The sequence below is a fragment of the Aquimixticola soesokkakensis genome (assembly GCF_900172375.1).
In the GTDB taxonomy this organism is placed as follows: Bacteria; Pseudomonadota; Alphaproteobacteria; order Rhodobacterales; family Rhodobacteraceae; genus Aquimixticola; species Aquimixticola soesokkakensis.
Window position 1 is genome coordinate 16,740 of the sequence record NZ_FWFS01000013.1, and the last position, 26,792, is coordinate 43,531.

At 61.8% G+C, this 26,792-nt stretch carries 27 protein-coding genes; 16 read left to right on the forward strand and 11 right to left on the reverse strand.

The window, feature by feature from the left end; translation table 11 throughout:
* The first annotated feature begins 286 nt into the window (after positions 1-286).
* Genes uvrC through AQS8620_RS15415 form a run of 4 tightly spaced genes read left to right on the forward strand, consistent with a single transcriptional unit; the run spans position 287 to position 3,472 of the window.
* Positions 287-2,215 carry an excinuclease ABC subunit UvrC gene (uvrC, locus tag AQS8620_RS15400; protein WP_234990518.1) on the forward strand — a complete coding sequence of 643 codons (1,929 nt, stop codon included), beginning with the start codon at positions 287-289 and terminating at the stop codon, positions 2,213-2,215.
* Positions 2,216-2,224: 9 nt separating this feature from the next.
* Complete coding sequence (gene pgsA / locus AQS8620_RS15405) at positions 2,225-2,785, forward strand: CDP-diacylglycerol--glycerol-3-phosphate 3-phosphatidyltransferase (RefSeq protein WP_085837918.1); 561 nt, start codon at positions 2,225-2,227, stop codon at positions 2,783-2,785.
* 2 nt (positions 2,786-2,787) lie between these two features.
* The gene (moaD, locus tag AQS8620_RS15410) at positions 2,788-3,033 is read left to right on the forward strand and encodes a molybdopterin converting factor subunit 1 (RefSeq protein ID WP_085837983.1); all 246 of its coding nucleotides are present in this window, start codon (positions 2,788-2,790) and stop codon (positions 3,031-3,033) included.
* Between the two features lies 1 nt (position 3,034).
* On the forward strand, positions 3,035-3,472 hold the full coding sequence (locus AQS8620_RS15415) for a molybdenum cofactor biosynthesis protein MoaE (RefSeq protein ID WP_085837919.1): 438 nt from the start codon (positions 3,035-3,037) through the stop codon (positions 3,470-3,472).
* On the opposite strand, the gene AQS8620_RS15420 is transcribed toward AQS8620_RS15415, so the two are convergent.
* The 3 genes from AQS8620_RS15420 to AQS8620_RS15430 form a co-directional block, all read right to left on the reverse strand.
* Positions 3,473-4,234: an ABC transporter permease gene (locus AQS8620_RS15420; protein ID WP_085837920.1), complete on the reverse strand. Its 762-nt coding sequence runs from the start codon at positions 4,232-4,234 to the stop codon at positions 3,473-3,475.
* On the reverse strand, positions 4,231-5,157 hold the full coding sequence (locus AQS8620_RS15425) for an ABC transporter ATP-binding protein (protein WP_085837984.1): 927 nt from the start codon (positions 5,155-5,157) through the stop codon (positions 4,231-4,233). The genes AQS8620_RS15420 and AQS8620_RS15425 overlap by 4 nt, the downstream gene beginning before the upstream one ends.
* Before the next feature lie 159 nt (positions 5,158-5,316).
* Positions 5,317-5,934 (reverse strand): GcrA family cell cycle regulator, encoded by a 618-nt coding sequence (locus AQS8620_RS15430; protein WP_085837921.1) that lies wholly within the window; start codon positions 5,932-5,934, stop codon positions 5,317-5,319.
* Positions 5,935-6,235: 301 nt separating this feature from the next.
* Here AQS8620_RS15430 and AQS8620_RS15435 point away from each other — a divergent pair, with 301 nt between their 5' ends.
* The 4 genes from AQS8620_RS15435 to argF all read left to right on the forward strand — a co-directional run bounded on the left by AQS8620_RS15435 (position 6,236) and on the right by argF (position 10,517).
* On the forward strand, positions 6,236-7,021 hold the full coding sequence (locus tag AQS8620_RS15435) for an ABC transporter permease (protein ID WP_085837985.1): 786 nt from the start codon (positions 6,236-6,238) through the stop codon (positions 7,019-7,021).
* Between the two features lie 118 nt (positions 7,022-7,139).
* The gene (locus tag AQS8620_RS15440; RefSeq protein ID WP_085837922.1) at positions 7,140-8,081 is read left to right on the forward strand and encodes an AEC family transporter; all 942 of its coding nucleotides are present in this window, start codon (positions 7,140-7,142) and stop codon (positions 8,079-8,081) included.
* Between the two features lie 262 nt (positions 8,082-8,343).
* Positions 8,344-9,525 (forward strand): aspartate aminotransferase family protein, encoded by a 1,182-nt coding sequence (locus AQS8620_RS15445; RefSeq protein WP_085837923.1) that lies wholly within the window; start codon positions 8,344-8,346, stop codon positions 9,523-9,525.
* Between the two features lie 65 nt (positions 9,526-9,590).
* A complete protein-coding gene (gene argF, locus AQS8620_RS15450; RefSeq protein WP_085837924.1) occupies positions 9,591-10,517 on the forward strand; it encodes an ornithine carbamoyltransferase in 927 nt (308 codons plus the stop codon).
* An 87-nt stretch (positions 10,518-10,604) separates the two neighbouring features.
* Here argF and AQS8620_RS15455 read toward each other — a convergent pair whose 3' ends face one another.
* Together AQS8620_RS15455 and AQS8620_RS15460 are read right to left on the reverse strand one after the other, a co-directional pair.
* Positions 10,605-12,080: an inorganic phosphate transporter gene (locus AQS8620_RS15455; protein WP_085837925.1), complete on the reverse strand. Its 1,476-nt coding sequence runs from the start codon at positions 12,078-12,080 to the stop codon at positions 10,605-10,607.
* Positions 12,081-12,359: 279 nt separating this feature from the next.
* Complete coding sequence (locus AQS8620_RS15460) at positions 12,360-12,839, reverse strand: NUDIX hydrolase (protein ID WP_085837926.1); 480 nt, start codon at positions 12,837-12,839, stop codon at positions 12,360-12,362.
* Between the two features lie 159 nt (positions 12,840-12,998).
* Between AQS8620_RS15460 and gnd the strand changes: the two genes are divergently transcribed.
* A complete protein-coding gene (gene gnd / locus AQS8620_RS15465) occupies positions 12,999-14,423 on the forward strand; it encodes an NADP-dependent phosphogluconate dehydrogenase (protein WP_085837927.1) in 1,425 nt (474 codons plus the stop codon).
* An 81-nt stretch (positions 14,424-14,504) separates the two neighbouring features.
* Here the strand turns inward: gnd and hrpB are convergent, their stop codons facing one another.
* Positions 14,505-16,919: an ATP-dependent helicase HrpB gene (gene hrpB, locus AQS8620_RS15470; RefSeq protein WP_085837986.1), complete on the reverse strand. Its 2,415-nt coding sequence runs from the start codon at positions 16,917-16,919 to the stop codon at positions 14,505-14,507.
* A gap of 163 nt (positions 16,920-17,082) precedes the next feature.
* Here hrpB and meaB point away from each other — a divergent pair, with 163 nt between their 5' ends.
* The 5 genes from meaB (at position 17,083) to AQS8620_RS15495 (ending at position 20,386) form a co-directional block, all read left to right on the forward strand.
* Positions 17,083-18,147, forward strand: a complete 1,065-nt coding sequence (gene meaB / locus AQS8620_RS15475; protein WP_085837928.1) for a methylmalonyl Co-A mutase-associated GTPase MeaB — start codon at positions 17,083-17,085, stop codon at positions 18,145-18,147.
* 148 nt (positions 18,148-18,295) lie between these two features.
* Complete coding sequence (gene rpmB, locus AQS8620_RS15480) at positions 18,296-18,586, forward strand: 50S ribosomal protein L28 (protein ID WP_085837929.1); 291 nt, start codon at positions 18,296-18,298, stop codon at positions 18,584-18,586.
* Between the two features lie 75 nt (positions 18,587-18,661).
* Positions 18,662-19,084, forward strand: a complete 423-nt coding sequence (locus AQS8620_RS15485) for a hypothetical protein (RefSeq protein WP_234990519.1) — start codon at positions 18,662-18,664, stop codon at positions 19,082-19,084.
* A 44-nt stretch (positions 19,085-19,128) separates the two neighbouring features.
* Complete coding sequence (locus tag AQS8620_RS15490) at positions 19,129-19,692, forward strand: copper chaperone PCu(A)C (protein WP_085837930.1); 564 nt, start codon at positions 19,129-19,131, stop codon at positions 19,690-19,692.
* A 142-nt stretch (positions 19,693-19,834) separates the two neighbouring features.
* Positions 19,835-20,386: a 2OG-Fe(II) oxygenase gene (locus AQS8620_RS15495; RefSeq protein ID WP_085837988.1), complete on the forward strand. Its 552-nt coding sequence runs from the start codon at positions 19,835-19,837 to the stop codon at positions 20,384-20,386.
* Here the strand turns inward: AQS8620_RS15495 and AQS8620_RS15500 are convergent.
* The gene (locus AQS8620_RS15500) at positions 20,383-21,087 is read right to left on the reverse strand and encodes an NAD-dependent deacylase (protein WP_085837989.1); all 705 of its coding nucleotides are present in this window, start codon (positions 21,085-21,087) and stop codon (positions 20,383-20,385) included. The two genes, AQS8620_RS15495 and AQS8620_RS15500, sit on opposite strands and share 4 nt — an antisense overlap.
* A gap of 232 nt (positions 21,088-21,319) precedes the next feature.
* On the opposite strand from AQS8620_RS15500, the gene AQS8620_RS15505 reads away from it, so the two are divergent.
* On the forward strand, positions 21,320-21,781 hold the full coding sequence (locus tag AQS8620_RS15505) for a low molecular weight protein-tyrosine-phosphatase (protein ID WP_085837931.1): 462 nt from the start codon (positions 21,320-21,322) through the stop codon (positions 21,779-21,781).
* Here AQS8620_RS15505 and AQS8620_RS15510 read toward each other — a convergent pair whose 3' ends face one another.
* On the reverse strand, positions 21,782-22,108 hold the full coding sequence (locus AQS8620_RS15510; protein WP_234990520.1) for a hypothetical protein: 327 nt from the start codon (positions 22,106-22,108) through the stop codon (positions 21,782-21,784).
* Between the two features lie 341 nt (positions 22,109-22,449).
* Here AQS8620_RS15510 and lepA point away from each other — a divergent pair, with 341 nt between their 5' ends.
* Positions 22,450-24,249, forward strand: a complete 1,800-nt coding sequence (gene lepA / locus AQS8620_RS15515) for a translation elongation factor 4 (RefSeq protein WP_085837932.1) — start codon at positions 22,450-22,452, stop codon at positions 24,247-24,249.
* Positions 24,250-24,366: 117 nt separating this feature from the next.
* On the opposite strand, the gene AQS8620_RS15520 is transcribed toward lepA, so the two are convergent.
* From AQS8620_RS15520 to glyA, 3 genes are all read right to left on the reverse strand, one after another.
* Positions 24,367-24,504 (reverse strand): entericidin A/B family lipoprotein, encoded by a 138-nt coding sequence (locus AQS8620_RS15520; protein ID WP_085837933.1) that lies wholly within the window; start codon positions 24,502-24,504, stop codon positions 24,367-24,369.
* A 62-nt stretch (positions 24,505-24,566) separates the two neighbouring features.
* Positions 24,567-25,361 carry an alpha/beta fold hydrolase gene (locus tag AQS8620_RS15525; RefSeq protein ID WP_085837934.1) on the reverse strand — a complete coding sequence of 265 codons (795 nt, stop codon included), beginning with the start codon at positions 25,359-25,361 and terminating at the stop codon, positions 24,567-24,569.
* 81 nt (positions 25,362-25,442) lie between these two features.
* Positions 25,443-26,735, reverse strand: a complete 1,293-nt coding sequence (gene glyA / locus AQS8620_RS15530) for a serine hydroxymethyltransferase (protein WP_085837935.1) — start codon at positions 26,733-26,735, stop codon at positions 25,443-25,445.
* Between the last annotated feature and the right edge of the window lie 57 nt (positions 26,736-26,792).

The window sequence follows — 26,792 nt, forward strand, 5'->3', positions numbered from 1 at the left end:
GGTCAGGCTGTCACAAAAGGGTTACTAAAACCTTAATGTTATCAAGTGCTTGTTGGTGTTCACTATTTTTTACCCTTTAAAAACAAATACTTAAATTTACGCCCAATTTTTTGGCACCTTGAGGGAAACCTTAATTTATAGGGAGAAACGGCACTACTCCAGAAGTTGTCGACAGGGTTATCCACAGAATCCGTGGATTTGTTTGCCCTTGAACCGCCGCCCGTATGATTGCAGCACATCACGCAAGTGGCCGCGAATCGAGCGGCAGAATCGCACGAAAGCCGCCATGAGAGAGGTAAAGATGGACGAGGCGCAGGAGGGCGATAAGCCCGCCGTTGAACAGGACCGGATCGACCCTTCGCTCGCCGGGGATATCGCGCGCGGTCACAAGGTGATCGCCGCCTATTTGCGCACGCTCGACGGCTCGCCCGGTGTTTACCGGATGCTCGATCCCGAACATAACGTCCTCTACGTGGGCAAGGCGCGCAACCTCAAGAAACGCGTGTCCAATTACGCCAATCCCAACGGCCATTCGGCGCGGATTTCGCGGATGATTTCCGAAACCAGCCAGATGATGTTTCTCACCACGCGCACCGAAACCGAGGCACTGCTGCTTGAACAGAACCTCATCAAACAGCTCAAGCCGCGCTACAACGTGTTGCTGCGCGACGATAAAAGCTTTCCCAACATTCTGATCACCAAAGATCATCCCTATCCCGAGCTGACCAAACATCGCGGCGCAAAGACGCGCAAAGGCGCCTATTTCGGCCCGTTTGCCAGTGCCGGATCGGTCAATCGGACGCTCAACCAGTTGCAAAAGGTGTTCTTGCTGCGCAATTGCAGCGACACGATGTTTGCCGGTCGCACGCGCCCCTGTCTGCAGTATCAGATCAAACGCTGCGCCGCGCCCTGTGTGGGCAAGGTCAGCGAGGCCGAATACGGGCGGCTGGTCGAGGATGCGATCAAGTTTTTGCAGGGCAAGAACACCAGCATTCAGGCCGGATTGGCCAAGGATATGGGAGCGGCCTCCGAAGCGATGGAATTCGAACGCGCCGCCGCCCTGCGCGACCGCATCCGTGCGCTGACCCAGGTTCAGTCCGCGCAAGGCATCAACCCGCGCGGTGTAGCCGAAGCCGATATTATCGGTCTCCACATGGAAGGCGGGCAGGCCTGTGTGCAGGTGTTTTTCATCCGCGCGAACCAGAACTGGGGCAACCGCGATTTCTACCCCAAGCCCAACGGAGCCGAGGAGGCCGAGGTGCTCGAAGCCTTTCTGGGTCAGTTCTATGACGGTAAGGAACCGCCGCGCCAGATCATCCTCAGTCACGGCATCGAGGACGAGGACCTCATGGCGCAGGCGCTGAGCGAGAAAGCCGGGCGCAAGGTCGAGATCCTCGTGCCCCAGCGCGCGGAGAAATACGAACTGGTGGCCGGCGCCCTGCGCAACGCGCGCGAAAGCCTTGCGCGGCGGATGTCGGAAAGCGTGAACCAGACGCGGCTGCTCGAAGGTCTGGCCGCTGCCTTTGATCTGGACGGCCCGCCCCAGCGTATCGAGGTCTATGACAACTCGCATATTCAAGGCGCCCATGCGGTGGGCGGCATGATCGTGTCGGGACCGGAGGGCTTTGTCAAAAGCCAGTATCGCAAGTTTGATATTCGCGGCGACAACCTGACGCCGGGCGATGACTTTGGCATGATGAAAGAGGTGCTGACGCGCCGCTTTGCCCGCCTGCAAAAGGAAGACCCCGATCGCAAGACCGACATGTGGCCGGATCTGTTGCTGATCGACGGCGGCGCAGGGCAGGTGTCTGCCGTGGCGCAAATCCTTGCCGAACAGGGTGTCGAGGACATCGCGATGATCGGTGTGGCCAAGGGCATCGACCGTGATCACGGTAAGGAAGAATTCTACCGCATGGGCCAACGCCCCTTTGCGTTGCGGCGCAACGATCCGGTGCTCTATTTCATCCAGCGGCTGCGCGACGAGGCGCACCGCTTTGCCATCGGCACGCACCGCGCCAAACGGTCCAAAGCGATTTCGGCCACGCCGCTTGACGATGTTCCGGGCGTGGGCGCAACCCGCAAGCGCGCGCTTCTGGCGCATTTCGGCTCGGCCAAGGCCGTCGCACGCGCCAATCTGTCGGACCTCACAGCGGTGGCGGGAATTTCCGACCAGCTGGCGCAAACCATCTATGACTTCTTTCACGAAAAAGGCTAAGCTTCGGGCATGACATGGAACCTTCCCAATATTCTCACGGTCTTGCGCCTGATCGCGGCTCCGCTGGTGGCGCTGGTTTTCTTTATCCTGCCCGCCGAGGCGGCGGCTTGGGCGGCGGTGATCCTGTTTGCCTTTGCCTCTGTTACCGATTGGTTTGACGGCTATCTGGCACGCAAGTGGAACCAGATGAGCAAATTCGGCACGATGCTGGACCCGATTGCCGACAAGGCGATGGTCGTGACGGCGATTGCGGTGCTGGCCATGACCTATGGCATGGCGGCGGTGATCATTGTCCCTGCGGCCTTCATCCTGCTGCGCGAGACCTTTGTGTCGGGCTTGCGCGAGTTTCTGGGCGAGACAGCGGGGCTGTTGAAGGTCACAAAATTGGCCAAATGGAAAACCACCGCGCAGATGGTCGCCATTGCCTTGTTGCTGCTCTATCGCGCTTGTGATGTGGCGGTTGTGTTCTATCTGGGCGGTCTGATCTGGTGGATTGCCGGGGTGCTGACCGTGATCACGGGCATCGACTATCTGCGCAAGGCCATGCCCTATCTGCGAGAGGACGCATGACTCTGGAGGTTTTGTATTTCGCTTGGGTGCGCGAACGCATCGGGCTGCCGCGCGAGCAGGTTGAAACGCAGGCGGCAACGGTTGCTGATCTTGTGGCAGAACTCATCGCGCGCGAGGCGCGGTATGAGGCGGCCTTTGCCGATATCAGCGCGCTGCGCGTGGCGCTGGATCAGGACCTCGCCGATTTTGATGCACCGCTTTGCGGGGTGCGCGAGGTGGCATTTTTCCCGCCCATGACAGGGGGCTGAGATGCGCGTCTCTGTCCAAGCCGAGGCCTTCGATCTGGGAACGGAACTTGCGGGTTTCGGCAGCGCAGGCAGCACCGGCGCGGTTGTGACTTTTACCGGCGTGGTGCGCGACGAGACGGGCACTCTCGAGGCGCTGGAAATCGAGCATTACGCCGGAATGACCACGCGCGCCATCACCGAGATCGCGCAAAAAGCGCAAGCGCGCTGGGATTTGAGCGATGTGTTGGTGATCCACCGCTACGGCGTTTTGGGCGTTGGCGCGCCGATCATGATGGTGGCCACGGCCTCGGCCCATCGCGCGGCGGCGTTTGAGGCGGCGGAATACCTGATGGACTATCTCAAATCCCGCGCGCCCTTCTGGAAAAAAGAGGTGCGCAGCGAAGGCGCTCAATGGGTTGCGGCCAAACACGCCGATCAGGACGCGCTTGACCGCTGGTGACTAGCTGCGCAGACGCCAGCCGGTTTTAAAGATCCACCAGATCACGCCAAGGCACAGGGCCAGGAACAGCGAAATCGCGCCGAGCGACACCGCCACGGGCACATCCGCGACGCCGAAAAACGACCAGCGAAAGCCCGAAATCAGGTAGAGTACGGGGTTGAATTTCACCACGACCTGCCACACCCCCGGCAGCATGGAGGCGGAATAGAAGGCCCCCCCCAAAAAGACGAGCGGTGTGACGACCAGCATCGGGATCAGGTTCAACTGTTCGAAATTCTTCGCCCAGATGCCGATGATGAACCCAAGCAGCGAAAACGACAGCCCTGTCAGCACCAGAAAGGCGATGGCCCAGACCGGATGCAGGATGGTGAGGTCTACGAAAAACGCCGCCGTGGCAATGATGATCACCGCAATCGACAGTGATTTGGTGGCCGCAGCGCCGACAAAACCGAGCACGATTTCAAGAAAGGACACCGGTGCGGAAAACAGTTCGTAGACGGTGCCGACAAATTTGGGGAAATAGATGCCGAAACTGGCGTTGGACAGGGATTGTTGCAGCACGGTCAGCATCACCAGACCCGGGACGATGAAGGCCCCGTAGGGGATGCCCTCGACCTGGTCGATCCGCCCGCCGATGGCCGCGCCAAAGACGACGAAATAGAGGACCGTCGAGATGACGGGGGAGATGATGGATTGGCTTAACGTGCGGAAAAATCGCGCCATTTCCGAGCGGTAGATGGACCAGACAGCGCGCCAGTTCATGCGGTTTCCTCCACGAGTTCCAAAAAGACCTCTTCGAGGGAGGAGGCTTTGCTTTCAAGGTCGCGCACCGAAATTCCGGCCTGCGCGAGGTCGGAGATCAGCCGCGTGATGCCCGTGCGTTCGGCGCGGGTGTCGTAGCTGTAGCGCAGGGAGTGCCCGCCTGCGCCCAGTTCCAGATCATAGTCGGCGAGTGCGGCGGGCACCTGTTCCAGCGGGTCCTGTAGCTGCAGGGTCAGCACTTTGCGCCCGAAGCTGGACATCAGTTCCACCTTGTCCTGCACCAGCAGGATGCGCCCCTTGGCGATCACCCCGATCCGGTCGGCCATTTCTTCGGCCTCCTCGATGTAGTGGGTGGTGAGGATGACGGTGACGCCCTCGGCCTTGAGGTCGCGCACCACATCCCACATTTCGCGGCGCAGACCGACATCGACACCGGCGGTCGGTTCGTCCAGAAACAGCACTTTGGGCTGATGGGACAGGGCCTTGGCAATCAGCACGCGCCGTTTCATGCCGCCCGACAGCTCCATGCATTTGGTGTCCTTTTTGTCCCAAAGCGACAGGGAACGCAGGATTTTTTCAAGATAGGCATCGTCGGGCGCGCGACCGAATAACCCGCGGGTGAAGCGCACCGTGTCAAACACGGTCGTCCACATTTCCAACGCGATTTCCTGAGGGACAAGGCCGATCATCTGGCGCGCCTGACGCGACTGGCGTTCGACATCAAAGCCACCCACGGTGATGCTGCCGGAACTGATGCGCACCAACCCGCAGGTCGCGCCGATCAGCGTGGTCTTGCCGGCACCATTGGGGCCAAGCAGGGCAATGATTTCGCCCGCATTGATATCGAGTGACACATCGCTCAGAGCGTTATGGCCGCTGTCGTAGGTCTTGGTTAAATTTTTGATTGAAATGATGGGGGACATGAAGGCCGCCTTTCTCATGTGCGAGAGGAACCTAAGGGTGATGCGGATGAAAACAACCGCATGACGAACAAATAATGCGCAATTGTAAAACGCCGAAGCAATTGCCCCGGCGTTTTGAAACGGTGAAAAAGGGCCGGTCGTTGCCGGACCTGCGATCGTTTAGCGGCGGCGGTCGCGCCGGCTCGACATCGGCTGGAAGGCCACGCCAACATGTGCCTCGCAATAGGGCTTGCCAGTCTGTGTGCCCAAACCGCAGAACCAGAAATCCTCGGTCGCGGGGTCACCGATGGGCCATTTGCAGGTCTTTTCGGTGAGTTCCATCAAGCTGATGCGCTTGGCTTTCTTCTCGACTTCATTGACCTTGGCGAGGGCTTCGGGGCTGATTTCATTGGCCGAGGGTTGGGGCGGCAAAGGTTGCCCTGCGGGAATGATCTGGCGGCGGGTCGACACGGCAGGCACGGCGGGCATGGTGCGCGGCGTGTTGTCGTCGTCCTCGGCCTTGGCGGTTTCGGGTTCGGGCGCCGGGCGGGGTTTTGCCTCCGCCTTGGGTTTGGGCTTTGGTGCCGCAGCAGGGGCGGCAGGCGCAGCTTTGGGCGCAGCAGGGGCGGCCGCAGCAGGGGCAGCACCGCCTGCGCGGTTGGACAGGCCCAGACGGTGCACCTTGCCGATGACCGCATTGCGGGTGACTCCGCCAAGCTCCTTGGCGATCTGCGACGCCGACTGGCCTTCGCCCCACATTTTCTTCAGCAACTCGACGCGTTCATCGGTCCAGGACATGTCGTCTCCAGATTATCTTTGGGTTCCACGGCAGGAACGATCCTGTCCTGCCGGCACATTCGCGACCCGTGCACTGCTGCAATACCGCAGTATTCGGGAAAATTCGGATACACTCTATTCTAAGCACTGCAACCCGAGTTACAAGCGCACCGCACCCGAGGGCAGCGGTCCGCGCGCCAGACAGGGAGCAGCGACCAAAAGGATTTACCAGATGACAGCGCCGATGCAAACCACTTCCGCTTCTTCCGCCCCGCAAGAGCCGACGGGCGGAGGCTTTGGGGGGGACCAACAGGGCCTTGCCATGGGTGTGCGCCGCTTTGGACGCTGGAACTGGCTGGGGCTTGTGTCGCTGATCCGGCGCGAGGTTTTGCGCTTTACCGTGGTCTGGACCCAGACGCTTTTGGCCCCGCTCGCCACGGCGGCGCTGTTCCTGACCATTTTTGCGCTGGCCATCGGGCCAACGCGCGGCGATGTGATGGGCGTGCCGTTCTTGCATTTTCTGGCGCCCGGCATCCTGACGATGACGGTGATCCAGAACGCTTTCACGAACACGTCGTCCTCGATCATGGTGTCCAAAGTGCAGGGCAATATCGTGGACACGCTGATGCCGCCGCTCTCGCCGCTCGAATTGACGGTCGGTTATATGGTCGGCGGTGTGGCGCGCGGTCTGGTGGTGGCCAGCGTCATCTGGGTTGCGCTGGCGATCACGGTGGGCCTGCCGATGGTGCACCCGCTTGCCACGCTGACCTTTGTGGTGCTGGGGGCCTTGATGTTGGGCGGTATCGGGGTCATCGCGGGGATCTATTCGCAAAAGTTCGACCAGATGGCGGCGATCACCAACTTTGTGATCACACCACTGTCGTTTTTGTCGGGGACGTTCTATTCCGTTGAAACCCTTCCGGCGTGGTTTCGCGCCCTGACCCATGTGAATCCGGTGTTCTACCTCATCGACGGGGTGCGCTTTGGCGTCATCGGTCAATCCGACAGTGCGCCGCTTTTGGGGCTTGCGGTGGTGGGCGCCACCACGGCGGCGATCGTTTTCGCCTGCTGGCGGATGTTCACACTTGGCACGCGCTTGAAGTCCTGAAACGGCCCGCCCCAAGGATCGACATCGCGTGTTGGCCCGCTTTGGGGCCAAGCCTCTTTTCTGCGGCGCGGGCGTTACGATGTGACGGCGCGCCTCCTCCTTGCAAAACCGAGTGCCCATGTTCGAAGTTCTCTCTGTTACCGGAACCGTTTTCGCGCTGATTGCTATCGGCTATTTTGCCACCCGCGCGCGGTTCTTCACGGCCACGGACCACGAAGTCCTGACGAAATTTGTCATGCGCCTCGCGCTTCCGGCGCTGATTTTTCGCTCCGTTTCCACCCGTTCGGTCAGCGAAATTTTCGACCCGGCCTTTTTGCTGGCCTATGGGGGCGGCTCGGTCCTCACCTTTTTTGTCATGCTTTCGGTTGCGCGCAGGCTCTTTCGCCGCGACGCGCTGGACGGAACGCTGATCGGTATCGGCACCAGCGCCTGCAACACCGGGTTCGTCGGCTACCCTGTGGTTCTGGTGGCCTTTCCCGATGTGGCCGGGCGGATTCTGGCGCTCTGCATGTTGGTGGAAAACCTGATCATCATGCCGCTCGGAATCGCGATGCTTGAACAAGCGCAGGGGCGGGGCGAAAGCGCGCGCAGCTTTGCGCGCAAGATTTTTCGCCGGATGGCGACCAACCCGATCATGATATCACTGGTGGTCTCTTTGGCGGTTTCGCTCTCGGGGCTCACCGTGCCGCACGCCATCCTCAACCCCGTCAGCCTGATCGCGCAGGCCGCCGCCGCACCGGCCTTGCTGGTGATTGGCGGCACGCTGGTGGGCCTGTCGTTTCGCGGGATCAACGCCTATGTGGTCGCGGCGGTTGCTGGAAAACTGTTGCTGCATCCGCTGGTGGTGATGGTCGCGGCGCTGGCCGTGACCTCTGTCGGGTTCGAGTTTCACGAGGCCACTCTGTCGCGGGCTGCCGTTCTGGCGGCCGCTGTGCCGGCCTTTACGCTTTATCCGCTGTTTGCGCGCAGCTATGGCCGTCCCCAAGAGGCAGCTCTGGCGCATTCGCTGATGACGATGTTGTCTTTCGTGTCGCTGACGGCGGTTTTGGTGCTGGTCTGAGGCGTGCGCTTTATGCGCAAATGTCTTTGACAGCGCGCGGGCGCTTCGCTAGAGCTTGGGGCATGAACAGCACATCCGCCTCTTTGACCGCATCGCGACGCCAAAGCGCCTGATCCCGCCATCGGACTCCGTCCCTGGCGCGCCTTTTCCTGTTCAAATGTGCCAAATCGGCACGCAACCTTCGAAAATAACCCTGATATCGTTGACAGATCCTGCGTGCCACGGCACCCATTGGATCTGCATTCCTCAAAGGACCACACCCATGATTTCGTCCGTTCTTCCGACCTACAACCGGGCACCGCTTTCTTTTGTGAAAGGCGAAGGCTCCTGGCTGATCGAAGCGGACGGCCGCCGATTCCTCGACATGGGTGCGGGCATTGCCGTGAATATTCTGGGCCACGCCAGCCCCGAACTGGCCGCTGTTCTGAAAGAACAGGCCGATACGCTGTGGCATGTGTCCAACCTCTACCAGATTCCCCAGCAAAAGGCGCTCGCCGATAAACTGGTTGCGGGCAGCTTTGCCGATACGGTGTTTTTTACCAACTCCGGCACAGAGGCCTGCGAGCTTGCGATCAAAATGGCGCGCAAATACCAGCATGACAAAGGCCACCCCGAAAAGACCGACATTATCACCTTCGAGGGCTGTTTTCATGGCCGCTCCTCTGCGGCGATTGCCGCCTCGGGGTCCGAAAAGATGGTCGGCGGCTTCGGGCCGCTGTTGCCGGGGTTCAAACAGGTGAAATGGGGCGACCCCGAGGCGTTGAAAGCGGCTGTCACGCCGACCACCGGCGCGATCCTGATCGAGCCCATCCAGGGCGAGGGTGGCATCCGTCCGGTGCCCGACCAAGACCTCAAGGCGCTGCGCGAAATCTGCAACGAACACGGCATCCTGTTGATTTTCGACGAGGTGCAATGCGGTGTGGCACGGACCGGCCGGCTGTTTGCCCATGAATGGGCGGGTGTGACGCCCGACATCATGATGTCGGCCAAGGGCATCGGCGGGGGCTTTCCGCTGGGCGCGGTTCTGGCCACGCAGGAGGCCGCCAGCGGCATGGTCGCAGGCACCCATGGCTCGACCTATGGGGGCAACCCGCTGGGCTGTGCCATCGGGTTGAAAGTGCTCGAAATCGTATCCGATCCGGCCTTTTTGGCCGAAGTGAACCGCAAGGGCGGGTTGTTGCGCCAAAAGCTGGAAGGTCTCGTGGCCTCCTATCCCGATCTGTTCGAGGGCGTGCGCGGGCAGGGCCTGATGCTGGGGCTGAAACTGAAAACTGCGCCCGCCGGTTTGGTTGCGCAGGCCTATGCGCAGAACCTGCTGGTGGTGCCCGCTGCCGACAACGTGGTGCGCTTGTTGCCCGCGCTCAACATTCCCGACGAAGACCTGACCGAGGCCGTGGCCCGCCTGGATGCGGCTGCCAAGGCGACCACCGCGCTGGCCTCGTGAGGTTTTTCCCATTTCCCCTGACCGGCGCCGGATGCGCTGCAGGGCATAAGACAAAGATGTAAACGATGACCCATTTTCTTGATATCCATTCCACGGCCCCTGATGACTTGCGGGCGATGATCGACACGGCGCGCGCCACGAAAGAGGCGCGCAAGGGCCTGCCCAAAGCCGCGCCCGACGCTGACCTGCCCCTCAAGGACAAGATGGTTGCGCTGATTTTTGAAAAACCGTCAACGCGGACCCGTGTGTCTTTTGATGTCGGTGTGCGCCAGATGGGCGGCCAAACGCTGGTCCTGTCGGGCGCGGATATGCAGCTTGGCCACGGCGAAACCATTGCCGACACCGCCCGCGTGCTGTCGCGCTATGTCGATATGATCATGATCCGCACATTCGAGGAGCAGACGCTGCTGGAGATGGCCGAACATGCGTCGGTGCCGGTGATCAACGGGCTGACCAACCGCACGCATCCCTGCCAGATCATGGCCGATATCCTCACCTATGAGGAACATCGCGGGCCGATCAGGGGCAAGAAGGTCGTGTGGTCGGGCGATGGCAACAACGTTTGCGCCAGCTTCATCCACGCTGCGGGGCAGTTCGGCTTTGATTTCACCTTTGCCGGTCCTGAAGCGCTTGATCCTGAACGCGGCTTTATGGACGATGCGCGCAAGAAGGGCGTGAAGGTCGAGGTCGAGCGCAACGCCGAAAAGGCCTTTGCCGATGCCGACCTGATCGTCACCGATACGTGGCTGTCGATGCATGACGCCCAATCCACCCGCGAGCGGCGGTTCAATATGCTGCGCCCCTACCGCGTGGATCGCAAGCTGATGGGCTTTGCCAAGCCCGACGCGCTGTTCATGCACTGTCTGCCGGCGCACCGCGGCGAAGAAGTGACCAATTCGGTGATGGATGGTCCGGCTTCGGTGATTTTCGACGAGGCGGAAAACCGGCTTCATGCGCAAAAGGCGATCATGAAATATTGCGTCGAAAACTGACCTCGCCACGCGACAGGCGGGACTGAAAAACGGCGCGCAAGGAGGTCTTGCGCGCCGTTTTTTATGTTGGTCGGAAGGGGCGGATGCTCAGCCAAACAGGCCGGTCAGCGCCAGAAAAATCACCCCGGACAAAACGGCGGCGGCGGGCACCGTAAAGACCCAGGCGGCAACGATTGTCATGAAATGCGACCGGCGCACCAGCTTGCGACGACGACGCTCTTCCTTGGCGATCATGCGTTCGGGGCGGTTCTTTGACAATTGCCGCACGCGCCGCTCGGCGTGCCATTCACGAAAGAATCCCACGCCGAATACGCCGCCCACGGCGATATGGGTCGAGGAGACCGGCAGGCCCAGCCAGCTTGCCACGATCACCGTGATCGCCGCCGAAAGCGCCACGCAATAGGCGCGCATGGGGTTCAATTTGGTAATCTGGCTGCCCACCATTTTGATCAACTTGGGACCAAAAAGCACCAGACCAAAGGAGATGCCACAGGCGCCAATGATCATCACCCAGAGCGGGATCTGGACCTCGCCTGCAAAGGCGCCAACGCCTTCGGCATGGACGATGGCGGCGAGCGGGCCGACCGCATTGGCCACGTCATTTGCGCCATGGGCAAAGGACAAAAGTCCGGCGGAAATGACCAAAGGCAGGCCGAACAGCACTTTGAGGGAGCGGTTGCGGTTTTCCAGTCCTTCCGATTGGCGGCGCACCAGCGGGGTCGAGGCGGCAAAGACGACAATGCCCACGATCACCCCGATCAGCAGGGCAAAGGGCAGGTCAATCGAGATGATTTTCTTGAGGCCCTTCACCGACAGATAGACCGCAAAAACGCCCATCATCACGCCGGTCAGCACCGGAACCCAGAAACGGGCGGCTTCGATTTTATCGGGAACATAGATCACGCGCCATTTGATAAAGGCGAGAAAACCGGCTGCCACCAGCCCGCCCAGCACCGGCGAGACGATCCAGCTTAGCGCAATCTGCCCCATCGACACCCAGTTCACGGCGGCAAACCCGGCCGCGGCGATCCCCGCGCCCATGACGCCGCCCACCACCGAATGGGTGGTGGAAACCGGCGCGCCGACCCAGGTCGCAAGGTTCACCCAAAGCGCCGAGGACACCAGAGCGGCCATCATCGCCCAGATAAAGGTTTGGGTGTCGGCCATGGCCGCAGGGTCGATGATGCCCTTGGAAATGGTGGACACAACATCGCCACCGGCCAAAAGCGCGCCCGCACTTTCGCACAGAGCGGCGATGACAATCGCCCCGCCCATGGTCAGCGCTTTGGCGCCCACCGCGGGCCCCATGTTGTTGGCCACGTCATTGGCACCGATGTTGATGGCCATATAGGCGCCAAAGGCGGCCGCAGCGACAACTACCAGCGATCCGGGTTCCGAGCCGAATACCAGCATCGCGCCCAAGGCGGCCAGCACGATAAACGCCAGCGCGATGCCAAGCCCGACCATCGGGCGCGCAACATATTGCGTGGCGTATTCCACTTGCGAAATCCGGCCCAGATCGCGATCAAGCGTCTTCCATTTGTAGTCGTCGGATTGTTGCACCGTCGGTCTCTCCTGCCGTCCTGTCCGCCCGAGCGGGATGTTTTTGAAACGGCAGGCCGCGTGCCATCCAGCGGCGCGCGACAGGGTGTGTTACAAAAACGTCATCAAATTGTTACATTTACCCAGCCAGCTACCGGATCAGACCGACGCATTCAAGTCTGACATTGCGTGAGCTGTGCAGGCGGACACTCTGCGCCAGGCAGATGAAAACGCGGTAAAGATTTTGTGAAATGCGCAGGCCGGTGCAGGTCGGTTCAGGCCGTTGCGCCTTCGGGCGGCTCAAAAGTCGCGCAGGATGTCTTTGAGATCCGCTTCGCCGACCATCTGGGCGGCGCGGGCGGGCGAGACCCATTTGCTGCTGCGCTCGAGGGCTTCGGGGAAGTCGCGATGGACCTCGTCCACTTCGATCAGAAACACCATCGTGTCCACCTGGGCCTGCGCGCCGGACCCCAGGGTTTTGAAATAGCGAAACTGCCCCGCAGGACGGGTGGCGACTTTCGCGGGGCGCACGCCGCCCTCTTCCCAGGCTTCCTGAGCGGCGGCCTGCGCAAGGTTCTTGCCGTCGATCGGCCAGCCTTTGGGCAGAATCCAGCGTTTGGTTTCGCGCGAGGTGATCAGCAGAATCTCGCGGCTGTCGCCGTCCACTTCGATCCCGCCCTTGCGTTCGCGCCAGCACAGCGCAGCCACCTGCACCATGGGCGGGCGGCGAAAGAGCGGGGTGACCACGTCATTCCACGCGGCTTTGAGAAGCGGTGACATCGAACCGGAACCTGTCTAAATCGTTTCTTGTTTTTAGGTAAACCTTAATGACTTAACTAATCGTTAAAATCAAGTTTTCAACAGCAGCATGCGCTCACGGGTTGAACATCGGTCAATTTGAAGGCACCTATGGCGCTAACATTGCAAAGGGGAAGTTGCATGAGCAAAGCACGTATCGGCCTTGTCGGCCTTGGTGTCATGGGGGCGAACCTTGCCCTGAATATTGCGGAAAACGGGTTTCCGATTGCGGTTTACAACCGTACAACGTCGCATACGGACGACTTTATGGCCGATGCGGGCGCGCTGGCCGACCAGCTGACGCCCTGCCACGAGGTCGAGACGCTCTGTGCTTCGCTGACAACGCCGCGCGCGATCATCATCATGGTCCAGGCCGGTGCGCCGGTAGACAGCGTGATCGACAGCCTCAAGCCCTACCTTGAAAAAGGCGACATGATCATCGACGCGGGCAACGCGAATTTCCACGACACCCGTCGTCGCGAAGCTGCCCTGAAAGAAGAAGGGCTGAACTTTATCGGCATGGGTGTCTCGGGCGGTGAAGAAGGCGCGCGCCACGGTCCGGCCATCATGGTCGGCGGCGATCCGGCGTCTTTCGAGGTCATTCGCGACATCATTGAAGCGATCTCGGCAAAGTATCAAGATAGCCCCTGCGCCGATCACCTTGGCACCGATGGCGCGGGTCATTTCGTCAAGACCGTGCATAACGGCATCGAATATGCTGACATGCAGATGATTGCCGAAGTCTACGGCATCCTGCGCGACATGGATGGCCGCTCGGCGGGCGACATTGGCAAGCTGTTCGAGGAATGGAACGCAGGGCCGCTGGCCTCCTACCTTGTCGAGATTTCCGCCCATGTGCTGCAGGCGAGCGATCCGATTTCCGGTGGGCCGATGGTCGATATGATCGTCGATAAGGCCGGGCAAAAGGGCACGGGTCGCTGGACAGCGATCGAGGCGCTGACGCTGGGCGAAAGCCCGATGACCATCGAAGCGGCCGTTGGTGCGCGCGGTTGGTCTGCGGCGAAAGAGGCGCGCGAGGCGGGCGAAAAGATCTATGCGGGTCTCGAGGTGCAGGGCGGTGCCCATGCCATTCTCGACGCCGATCTCGAACAGGCGCTTCTGGCGGCAAAAATCATCGCCTATTCCCAAGGGTTCGCGCTGCTTGATGCCGCCTCCAAAGAATATGACTGGAACCTCGATCTGGGCCGCTGCGCCGAAGTATGGCGCGCGGGCTGCATCATCCGCTCGTCGATGCTGGATGAAATGGCCTCTGCGGCGCGCGCAGGTCTGCCAAACGGCCAGTTGATCTTTGCCGATGGCTTTGCCGAAAAGATGAAAGACGCCTCGGGCGCGTTGCGCCGCGTTGTGGCGGCGGCGGCGCTCAAAGGTCAGCCGATGCCGGCGTTCTCTGCGGCGCTGGCGTTTTTTGACACGATGCGCAAAGGCCGTGGCACGACCGATCTGGTGCAAGCGCAGCGCGATTTCTTCGGGGCGCACGGGTTTGATCGTGTGGACGGCAAAGACCACCACCACGGCCCGTGGGGCTCCGGTCTGAAAAGCTTCTGATCCGGATCATCATCACCAAAACGGCCCGCAGCGAAATCTGCGGGCCGTTTTCTTTTGGGTATTTTTATCCGAAAGAAACCCTCAGGTGCCGCGCGGTTTTGCGCGCAGGGTCGGGTCGGCGACGCTCGGGTCTTCGGGCCAGGGGTGGCGGGGATAGCGCCCGCGCATATCCTTGCGCACGTCGGTGTAGGAGGTTTTCCAGAAGGTGGGAATATCCATTGTCACCTGAAGCGGCTTTTGGGCCGGAGAGGTCAGGGTGACTTTCAGCGGCACGCGGTTGGGGCCCACGCTTGGGTGACGGGTGGTGCCGAACATTTCTTGCAGGCGGACGGTGATTTCGGGGGCGTCGCCGGAGTAATCGATGGGCACTTGGCGCCCCATCGGGGTGGTGAATTGCGCGGGGACGTCGCGCTCCAGCGTTTGGGTTTGGGACCAGTCGAGAAGGCTGTGCAGCGCTTGGGTGATGTCGAGGGCCCGTAGGGCGGCTTCGGATTTTGCGCCTTTGAGGTAGGGAAGAAGCCAGTCCAGATCGGCCATGAGGGCGGTGTCGCTCATGTCGGGAAAGGCTATGCCTGTGCCGCGCATCAGGGTGACGCGGGCGGCAAAGCGGCGGGCGCTCTCCGACCAGGGCAGGCCGATCTGGCGAATGCCGTCGAGGGCGGCGCGCGCGATTTCGGTTTTCGGCGCATCCGGCCAGGTGCGGTCATCCAGCACCAGCGCGCCGAAGGTTTCACGTTTGCGCGCGACCACGCGGCCCTCGCGTTTGGACCATTCGCAGACCGGTTGCCATGCGATCTGCGACTCGAAAAGCGTTCGGATTTCGGCCTCGGTGATTGGCGCGGCCATGCGCACACGGGCTTCGCGCGGATGGCCGTCGGTGTCGGCGACGACGATCAGGCGCTGTCCCGCCAGCGCGTCTTGGGCGTCAAGAGCGGCGCCTTTGCCGCCCGACAGAATATAGCGCGGATCATCGCCTTTGCGGCGCAAGCCGATGCGGTCGGGATAGGCCAGCGCCAGCATCGCGCCCGTTGACAGCGGTGCGGTTTGCGCCAGCCCTTTGCGCAGGCGTTTTGCCTCCTGGCGAATGCGCTCGAGTCCGGCGCGATCTGCCGCGCGGTCCTGCGTGTGCACCGCACGCAGGCGCAGGTCCAGGTCACTGCCCGCGCCGCGCAGGATGTCGCGTTCGCCGAGCAGGGCGGCGAGGGGGGCCGCTTGCGCGCCTGCCACGCTCAGCATGTGGCCCAGTCGCGGGTGGGTGGGGAGCGCGGCGAGCGCTCTGCCGTGATCGCTGATCCGCCCTTCTGGCGTGAGGGCACCGAGACTGACAAGCAGGCTGCGGGCTTCGGCGAGGGCCCCCGCGTGGGGCGGGGTCAGCAGTGCCAGTTCGTCTTCGCGCGCGCCCCACTGCGCGAGGTCCAGCGCGAATCCGGTCAGGTCGGCGGTTTCGATTTCCACGGGCGGGAAACCCGCGAGCGCGCCTTCCTCGCCTTTGGTCCAGAGGCGAAAGCAGGTGCCAGCGGCGACGCGACCTGCGCGGCCGCGGCGTTGTTCGGCTTCGGCTTTGGACACTCTTTCTGTGACCAGACGCGACATGCCCGAGCCTGCGTCAAAGCGCGCGCGACGTGCGCGGCCCGCGTCGACGACGATGCGCACGTCTTCGATGGTCAGGGAGGTTTCTGCGATGGCGGTGGCCAGGACGACTTTGCGTCCCGTTTCGCAGGGGGCAATCGCGGCGCGCTGCGCGGCAAAGTCCATGGCGCCGAAAAGGGGGCGCAGCACGCAGTCGGCGGGCAGGCGTCCGCTGAGCAGGGCTTGGGTGCGCCGGATTTCTCCCTCTCCGGGAAGAAAGACCAAAGCGGAGCCTCCGGCCTCGTCAAGCGCGCAGAGCACCAGATCGGCCACCGCCTGTTCGAGGCGCGTGGTTTTGGGGGTCGGGGTGTCGAGCCAGCGGGTTTCGACATCAAAGGCGCGGCCCTCGCTGATGACAACGGGGGCCGCGTCGAGTAGCGCCGACACAGGTCCGGCGTCGAGCGTTGCCGACATCACCACGACGGCCAGATCGTCGCGCAGCGCGCCGCGCACCTCCCAGACCAGCGCAAGGCCCAGATCGGCATTGAGCGAGCGTTCGTGAAATTCGTCGAAAATCACGCAGCCGATGCCCGCCAGTTCGGGGTCAGACTGGATTATGCGCGTGAGGATCCCCTCGGTCACGACCTCGATCCGCGTGTCTTTGGACACTTTGGCCGCGCCGCGCATCCGGTAGCCAACCGTTTGGCCCACAGGTTCGCCCAAGGTGGCGGCCATGCGTTCGGCGGCGGCGCGCGCGGCCAGACGGCGCGGCTCGAGCATCAGGATGCGCCCCTGTACGGCTGGCAAAAGCGCCAGTGGCACGCGGGTGGTCTTGCCCGCACCGGGGGGCGCCATGAGCACGCAGCGCCCGTGGGTTTTGACGGCTGCAACGACATCGTCCAGCACGGCTTCGATCGGTAATCTCATGGCTGTCTTATCGCGCAGGGCGGCGATGCTGAAAAGCGCCTGCGCGGTGTGATGCAGGTTTTTTGCAAGAAAACACGCAGCATTCCGTGCGCCCAAAGCCGCGCTGGACAGGGTGCGCGCGGATCAGGCATCAAGGGCACATCCCGCAGCCAAAGGATGACTTATGGATACCAAGACCCTCTGCGATGGCATTCTGGACGGTCAGCGCCGCGCTTTGTCCAAGGCGATCACGTTGGTCGAAAGCGCGCGCGCCGATCATCGTGTGCAGGCCGCCGCGCTGCTGGAGGCGCTAAAAGCCGCGCAAGCCTCGCCGCGTGAGGCGTTGCGCATCGGGCTTTCGGGCACGCCGGGGGTCGGGAAATCGACCTTCATCGAAAGTTTCGGCATGGCGTTGGTGCGCGAGGGGCTGAAGGTGGCGGTGCTGGCGGTCGATCCTTCGTCGGCGCGGTCGGGCGGCTCGATTTTGGGCGACAAGACGCGCATGGAGTTGCTGAGCCGCGAAGCTGGCGCGTTCATCCGGCCCTCGCCGTCGCAAACCGAACTGGGCGGTGTGGCGCGGCGCACGCGCGAAGCCGTGGCGCTCTGTGAAGCGGCGGGGTTTGATGTTGTGTTGATCGAAACCGTTGGGGTGGGGCAATCCGAAACCGTGGTGTCCGAAATGTCGGACCTGTTCGTTCTGTTGCTTGCGCCGGCGGGGGGAGACGAACTTCAGGGCGTCAAGCGCGGCATTATGGAGATGGCGGACCTCATTTTGGTCAACAAGGCGGATGGCGATCTGAAAGCGGCGGCGAACCGGACCCGCGCCGATTATGCCGCGGCGCTGCGATTGCTGCGCAAACGCCCGCAAGATCCTGACGGATTTCCCAAGGCGCTGGCGATTTCGGCGCTGCAAGAGGACGGGCTGGCGCAGGCCTGGGCCGAGATGGGGACGCTTGCCGACTGGCGGCGCGCGCAGGGGCATTGGGCACGGACCCGCGCCAACCAGAACCGCCACTGGTTTATGGAGGAGCTGCGCCTTGCGCTTTTGGCGCAGCTGACGCAGGCAGGGCCGGTGCGCGATGCGGTGGCGCGGCTGGGCGATTCTGTGGCAAGCGGGACGACCACACCCGCGCTTGCGGTCCAATCCGCCTTGGCGCTGCTGCATCCGGCGGTCCATCGGGCGCAGGATGGGCCGACACCGCAGCACGATGGCCCCAAGAATGACGATTTTACGACGGGTATCGGGTGAATCGCTTGACGGCTTGCTGAATCCCCCCTATGGACAGCGGACGAAATTCAGGGCTCGGCCTCGCCGCGCCCTTCATCTTTTTAGCCCATCCTCTAGGGAACGCCATTCGGGCACACCCTACGATGATCTTGAAACAAGGAGCGAGACCATGTCGCGCCGTTGCGAATTGACCGGTAAAGGTCCGATGACTGGCAACAATGTCAGCCATGCTAACAACAAAACCCGTCGTCGGTTCTTGCCGAACCTGAACGATGTGTCCCTGATTTCCGACGCGCTCGGCCGGACCTTCAAACTGAAGATCTCCGCATCCGCTCTGCGCACCGTGGATCACCGCGGTGGCCTCGACGCCTTCCTCGCGAAAGCGAAAGACGAAGAGCTGTCGGCGAACGCGCTGAAAATCAAGAAAGACATCGCCAAAGCTCAAACCGCAGCGGCCTAAGCCACACTGCGGGGCTTTGCGCCTCTTTCGACGGATAGAACCCCGCTTGCCTTTGCATGCGGGGTTTTGTCGTCCGTGCCCGCCATTCTTGCGCGCGGGCCGATTGCCTCTTTTGCGTTGCGCTGGCTTGCGCTAATTCTTCGCCCCATGATCCGCATCCTGCGCCCCCTTTCGGCTTTGGCCCTCTGTTTCACTCTGGTGTTGACCGCCAGTGCGATGGCGCAGGCGCGTGGCCAGATGCGCGCGGCCTCCGGTGCGATTGTGCTGTGTACCGGCACGGGGCCGGTGACGGTCGTCGTTGATGAAAACGGTGCGCCGCTGGGGCGGATTCACATCTGCCCTGACTGCGCCCTAAGCCTGATCGCGGGGCTTTTGCCTCTCTGGCAATTGCCTCAAAAAGCGGCGCGCGCGCAGAGGCTTGTGGCGATCGACATGGCGCTGCACGCAACGCCGCGTGCCCTGCCGATCCCCGCGGCCCGCGCGCCACCTTTTGCGTGATTTCCAGCGACCCTTTGTTGAAATCACCTAAAAGGAGAGGACAGATGTCCCTCAAATTTCCCCTTCTGGCGGCGGCTCTGGCCTGCATCGCCTTGCCCGCTTTTGCCGATATCGTCGTTGAAAACCCCTATTTCCGGACCTCCGGTGCGATGGCGACCTCCGGCGCTGCCTTTATGGTCTTGCACAACACCGGCGAGACAGCGGACCGGCTGATCGCCGCGCGCTCCGATCTGTCGAGCCGCGTCGAACTGCACACCCATCTTGCGGGTGACAATGGCGTCATGCGGATGCTGGAGGTCGAAGACGGCTTTGCCGTTGCGCCACAAGCGCGCCACGAACTGGCCCGTGGCGGCGATCACGTCATGTTCCTTGGCCTTGATCGCCGCGTGGCAGAGGGCGACATCGTCACCGTAACCTTGACCTTCGAGCAGGCGGGCGATGTGGTCGTCGAGGTTCCCGTCAGGCTTGATGCGCCTGTGGGCAGCGCACCGGCGGCTGACATGGGCCACGGCGCGATGGATCACGGGGCGATGGATCACGGGGCGATGGATGATGGCGCGATGGATCACAGCGACACGGAACAGGGCGGGGCAGGGCACACGCACTAAACGCCCTGTTGCTCGGGATATGAAAAGGCGAGGGGCAAGAGCCTACTCGCCTTTTTTCTTGCCAAAGGGGCAATTTGCTGCGCAAAGCAACCCGTATTCGGCGCCTGACACGCGCTGCCCCTTTCAGACAATCGAGTCCCTGATGCACAGCGTCTTCACGTTCCCTGCCGCCTTTTCGTCCGCCGAATGCGATGCCATCATCGCCCTCGCGCATGAGGATGAGCTGCGCGATGCCGGCCTCACCAAAGGCCAGACAGACCACAATTACCGGCGGGCCGATCTGGCATGGCTTGACGAACGCGCGGGCACTGACTGGGTGATGACGCGGATCATCGACGTGGTGGCTCAAGCCAACCGCAGCCATTTCGACTTTGCCCTCACCGAGTTCGGCGAAAGCCCGCAGATCGCGCGCTACGGCGCCGACCGCGAGGGGCATTTCATCTGGCATAGCGACATCGGTGACGGGGCGTTTGCCGCCAAGCGCAAGCTGACGCTGGTGGTGCAACTGTCCGACCCTGACAGCTATGCGGGCGGCGCGTTGGAACTCTGGCCTGCCAGCCATACGCAAACCGCGCAGACGGCGCGTGGCACGGCGACGTTATTTCCGTCCTTTGTGTTGCACCGGGTGACGCCCGTGACGCAGGGCGAGCGCTATTCGCTGACGACCTGGGCGCATGGGCCGCTGTTTCGCTAAAGCTGGGCGTTGATCTGCGCGCACCACTCGGGCACCAGAACACTTGCAGGGCCTTGGCGGCAGGTCTCGAAGACCCCGTGTGAGCGCGCGAGGTTCAATTCCAGTGTCGCGGCCCCGGCCTCGCGCGCCATCGCCACAAAGCCCGCCGCCGGATAGACCGTGCCGGAGGTGCCGATGGACACGAAAAGATCGGCCTGCCCGATCGCGGCAAAAATCGCCTCCATGTGATAGGGCATTTCCCCGAACCAGACGATGTCGGGGCGCGTGGCGGGCCGGGCACAGTTCGGGCAGGGGGCCTTGGGGTCACTTGGTCCGCTGTGAGGCCATGTCGTTTCACAGGCCGCGCATTTCAACCGACCCAGACTGCCGTGCATGTGGATTACCTCAGCCCCCGCCCGCCGGTGCAGGTCATCGACGTTTTGGGTCACAAGCGTCAGGGCGCCGCCCGCGCGTGCCAGCGCAGTTTGCAGCGCGGCCAAGGCGACATGTGCCGGGTTTGGCTTTGCTGCATCGCTGGCCGCGCGGCGGGCGTTGTAAAAGCGGTGGACCAGGGCGGGATCGCGGGCAAATGCGGCCGGAGTCGCCACATCTTCGATGCGATGGTCCTCCCACAGGCCATCGGCGGCGCGAAACGTGGACAATCCGCTTTCAGCGGAGATACCAGCGCCGGTAAGCGCAACAATGCGTCGATGATTAACCATGAAAAGCCTCATTTGCGCCGCCTGCGCACCTTTTTCTTGCTGCAAGACTGCCTTGAAATCGCCATTGCGCGCCAGCGCTTTGAACATTCAGCCAGAGAATGCGCGGGGCGTCGTGTCAAATTCCCGCATCGGTGTCACTGGGGGCACAGCGTATGAAGCAGACAGTTCGGGGCAGGAGTGCCCGATGTGGACGGGGATACGGGACCTGCGTTGCCCGCTGTGGAGGTCCGGCATGAGGGCGGTTCTTTTCGTCTGTCTGGGCAATATTTGCCGCTCGCCCACGGCGCAGGTCGTGTTCGAGCAGGCGATACAGGCACGCGGTCTGACGATGACCGTCGCGAGCGCGGGCACCGGAAGCTGGCATGTGGGCGAGCGCCCCTATGCACCGATGCGCGCAGCGGCCAGTGCGCGGGGCTACCTGATGGACGATCTGCGCGCGCGCCAGTTTCGCCGCGACGATTTCGATCACTTCGACCTGATCCTCGCGATGGATGACGAAAACCTGCGCGCGCTGGAAGGGATGCGCCCTGCGGCCTGTCGCGCAGAGCTACAATTGCTGATGGCCTACGCGCCGCAACTGGGCGTGCGCGCCGTTCCGGACCCCTATTACACACGCCGCTTTGACGAGGCGATCACCTTGATCGAAACCGCCGTGACGGGGCTTATCGCGGCGCTGGGCCGCGACTGTGCCTGATCAGCCGCAGGAGTTTTGCGCTGCCGTGCCAAAGACCTTGTATTTGCGCCAGAAGGTCTCATGCGAGCTGCGGTCGGATTGGCGAATGTCTTGGGCTTTTTGCGGGTTGCGAAAAAATTTCGCTGCCATGCGCTGATCGGAATTGGTCAGATGCTGATCGGCGACGCGCTGGATGCAGCCGCACAAGGCGTTGGACGCTTTGGAGCGTCCCGAGCTCATGCAGGCGCGTTCAATGGCGCCAGCCTCTGCTGTGGCAATCGGAGAAAACCCGATGCCGCTGACAAGAACGCCTGCGATCAGGGTGGATTTTACGAAAGTTTTGATCATGTTTTGCCTCGTTCCGGTGCTCTGCCGGTTGTTTTTATCTCGGGTCCCATCCGTTCAGGGGCGGACGTTGCCACCCCGTGTTTTTTGCCATCGCACTCTTCGCTGCGCAGGGTCAAAACAGGGCTAGGATGACAAAAAGAGGGTAAATGATCAATTAAAGATCACATAGCAGCGAGGCAGAACGCCCGCTTGCGCCGTTTTTTGCCACATGCCCGCGCCGCTGACCCCGAAATGCGGTGCGCGTTGCCCGTCGCGCAGGGGGCTCAACCCCCGCTCCCTCTTGCAAAACCGCGCATTCCGCCCCATAGACACAGGCTCATTCAGCAGATGGGCCGAGCCAGATGACCGACCTCAAAAATATCCGCAATTTTTCCATCGTGGCGCATATCGACCACGGGAAATCCACGCTTGCCGACCGGTTGATCCAATTGACCGGCACCGTGGCCGAGCGGGATATGAAGGCGCAGATGCTCGATTCGATGGATATCGAACGCGAGCGCGGCATCACCATCAAGGCCAACTCCGTGCGCATCGAATATCCTGCGCAGGATGGTCAAACCTATATTCTGAACCTCATCGACACCCCCGGCCACGTCGATTTCGCCTATGAGGTCTCGCGCTCCATGCGCGCGGTCGAGGGGTCCTTGTTGGTCGTGGACGCCACCCAGGGCGTCGAGGCGCAGACGCTGGCCAACGTGTATCAGGCGATTGACGCGGATCACGAAATCGTCCCTGTGCTGAACAAGATCGACCTGCCTGCATCCGAACCGGAGCAGGTCAAAGCCAATATCGAAGACGTGATCGGCATCGACGCGTCGGAATCCATCGAAATTTCGGCCAAGACCGGCCTTGGCATTCCCGATGTGCTGGAAGCCATTGTCAAACGCCTGCCCGCGCCCACGGGCGATCGCGACAAGCCGCTTAAGGCGATGCTGGTCGACAGCTGGTATGACAGCTATCTCGGCGTTGTCGTTTTGATCCGCGTCATGGATGGCGTGATCAAAAAAGGCGACAAGATCAAGATGATGAAGACCGGCGCGGCTTACGGCGTCGATAAATTGTCCGTCCTCAAACCGCAAATGGTCGATATCGCGGAATTGGGCCCGGGGGAGATCGGGATCTTCACCGCCTCGATCAAACAGGTGCGCGATACGAAAGTGGGGGACACGATCACCCACGAGAAAAAGCCCTGCGCAGAGGCCCTGCCGGGCTTTAAACCCTCGATTCCGGTGGTGTTTTGCGGGCTGTTCCCCGTCGATGCCGCCGATTTTGAAGACCTGCGCACGGCGATCGAAAAACTGTCGCTCAACGATGCCTCCTTCAGTTCGGAAATGGAAACCTCCGCCGCGCTGGGCTTTGGCTTTCGCTGCGGCTTCCTTGGGCTGTTGCACCTCGAGGTGATCCGCGATCGCCTTGAGCGCGAATATGACATCGATCTGATCACCACCGCGCCCTCGGTGATCTACAAATTGCACATGAAAGACGGCTCGGTCGAGGATCTGCACAACCCTGCGGATATGCCCGATCTGACCTATGTCGACCACATCGAAGAGCCGCGCATCAAGGCCACGATCATGGTGCCCGACGATTATCTCGGTGACGTTTTGAAGCTGTGCCAGGACCGTCGCGGCATCCAGATGGACCTCACCTACGCCGGTTCGCGCGCGATGGTGGTCTATGACCTGCCGCTCAACGAAGTGGTGTTCGATTTCTACGACCGGTTGAAATCGGTGACCAAGGGCTATGCCTCTTTCGATTACCAGATGATCGGCTACCGCGAGGATAACCTCGTGAAAATGCAGATCCTTGTGAACGACGAGCCGGTCGATGCGCTGTCAACCATGGTCCACCGCGAACGCGCCGAGTCGCGCGGGCGCGCCATGTGCGAAAAGCTCAAGGACCTGATCCCGCGCCACATGTTCAAAATTCCGATCCAGGCGGCCATCGGCGGCAAGGTGATCGCCCGCGAAACACTGGCCGCCCTGCGCAAGGACGTGACAGCCAAATGCTACGGCGGCGATGCGACCCGTAAGAAGAAACTGCTTGAAAAGCAGAAAGCGGGTAAGAAAAAGATGCGCCAATTCGGGAAAGTCGAAATCCCGCAAGAAGCCTTCATCAACGCGCTGAAGATGGATGATTGATCCCGTATAGACGGGGTATCATGGCGCTGAGCGAGGCTCGACAGCCGGAATGTTCTAGGACCAAAAGCGGGGCCACGCAGGCCCCGTTTTTTTTCTGTTTCTCGCAGCCGTTCAAACTCACATGCCCGATTGGACTTCGCGGCTTTCCTGGCTGATGGTCTGGCCGGCATTGGACAGGTCTTGTCCGGCGCCCTCGATGGTTTCGCAGGCGGCGAGGCCCAGAAGGGCGGTGCAAAGAATGATCAAACGGGTCATGGGAAATCCTCCGTGGTGCGTTGGAAGATCAACGCAGCGCATCGCAAGCGGTTCCCGCCTCGTTAGAGGCTGTGGCGCAGCTCGTCTACCGCGCCGATGTAGGCCCTGATCGCCCCCTCGAATTCACGCGGCTTTTCGGCATGCAGCCAATGCCCCGTGCCCTCGATCTTGGCAAAACGGGCCTTGGGGAACAGCCCTTTGATCACGGGGCGATATTCGGGCAGCACATAGGTACTCTGTGCGCCGGAGAGAAAGAAAGCGGGGCCGTCAAACGTGCCGCGGACGTCCTCGGGCCAGCCGACGATCTTGGGCATCTCGGCGCGCAGAACGTCGAGGTTCAGGAGCCATTTCTGCCCCTTGATATCCAGACTTTGCAGCAAAAATGCCCGCACGCCATCGTCCAGAACATCCTCGGCCAGCATCTCGTCGGCTTGCGAGCGGCGGGTGATTTTGGATAGGTCCAGCTTTTTCATTGCATCGACCAGCGGCACGTTGGAGTGCTCATAGGCGACGGGGGCGATATCGGCGACGACCAGTGATTTCAACAGGTCAGGTCGCGTCAGCGCCAGCATCATCGCCGCTTTGCCGCCCATTGAGTGGCCCATCACGTGAAAGGGGCGCGCGGCCGCGCCCTGGGCTTCCAGCACCTCGGCCACATCGCCCGCCATATCGGCGTAGCTTTGGGTCGGCGCGCGGAAACTGTCGCCGTGGTTGCGTTGGTCGACCGCGATCACCAGCCGCTCGTCCGACAGACGTTTGGCCACCACACCCAGGTTGCGCGCCGAGCCGAACAGCCCGTGGACGATCAAAAGCGGTGGCTCGCCCGTGTCGGTGCCATAGGTCACGAAATTCAGCATGCGCGCGGTATCCTGTTGGAACGAAATCGAAAAACACGAAAGGGGCCCGCAGGCCCCTTCCCTTGTCTTAGGAAAGCCCGATTACAGGTTCGGGTAAAGCGGGAATTTTTCGCACAGCGCGTCGACCTTTTTGGCGACGGCGGCTTCGACCTCGGCGTTACCCTCTTCACCGTTGGCGGCAAGGCCATCGACCACTTCGACGATCCAGTCGCCGATCTGGCGGAATTCGGCTTCGCTAAAGCCACGGGTGGTGCCCGCAGGGGTACCAAGGCGCACACCGGAGGTCACAAAGGGCTTTTCGGGGTCAAAGGGGATGCCGTTTTTGTTGCAGGTGATCTGCGCGCGTTCCAGCGCCTTTTCGGTGGCATTGCCTTTGACGCCTTTGGGGCGCAGGTCAACCAGCATGACGTGGGTGTCGGTGCCGCCGGTCACGATATCAAGCCCGCCTTTCATCAACTGGTCCGCAAGCGCCTGGGCGTTGAGGATCACCTGTTTGGCGTAGGCTTTGAATTCGGGGCGCAGGGCCTCGCCGAAGGCAACGGCTTTGGCGGCGATCACATGCATCAGGGGGCCGCCCTGAATGCCGGGGAAGATCGCGGAATTGACCTTTTTCGCGATGTCTTCGCGGTTGGTCAGGATCATGCCGCCGCGCGGGCCGCGCAGGGTTTTGTGGGTGGTGGTGGTCACCACATCCGCGTGCGGGAAGGGCGAGGGATGTTCGCCGCCCGCCACGAGACCGGCAAAATGCGCCATATCGACCATGAGGTACGCGCCCACGGAGTCCGCGATTTCGCGCATTTTGGCGAAATCCACCTGACGCGGGATCGCGGAGCCACCGGCGACGATCAGCTTGGGCTGATGCTCGGTCGCGAGTTCCTGGATCTGGTCGTAGTCGATACGGCTGTCTTGCTTGCGCACACCGTATTGCACGGCGTTGAACCATTTTCCCGACTGGTTGGGTTTGGCACCATGGGTGAGGTGGCCGCCGGCATCCAGCGACATGCCCAAAATGGTGTCACCGGGCTGGATCAGCGCCTGGAACACGCCCTGGTTGGCCTGCGAGCCGGAGTTGGGCTGGACGTTGGCAAACGCGCAACCGAACAATTCCTTGGCGCGCTCAATCGCCAAATTTTCCGCGATATCGACGAATTGGCAGCCGCCGTAGTAGCGCTTGCCCGGATAGCCTTCGGCATATTTGTTGGTCAGAACCGACCCTTGGGCTTGCATGACGGCGGCCGAGACGATGTTCTCGGAGGCGATCAATTCGATCTCGTGGCGCTGGCGGCCGAGTTCTTGGGTGATCGAGCCGTACAGCTCGGGGTCGCGCTCGGACAGCGCTTGGGTGAAAAAGCCGGAATCGCGGACGTCGGTCATGGTGTGCTCCCTTGGCAGCAGGGGTGAAGTCTTGCGCGCTGTTTACCCAATGTGACG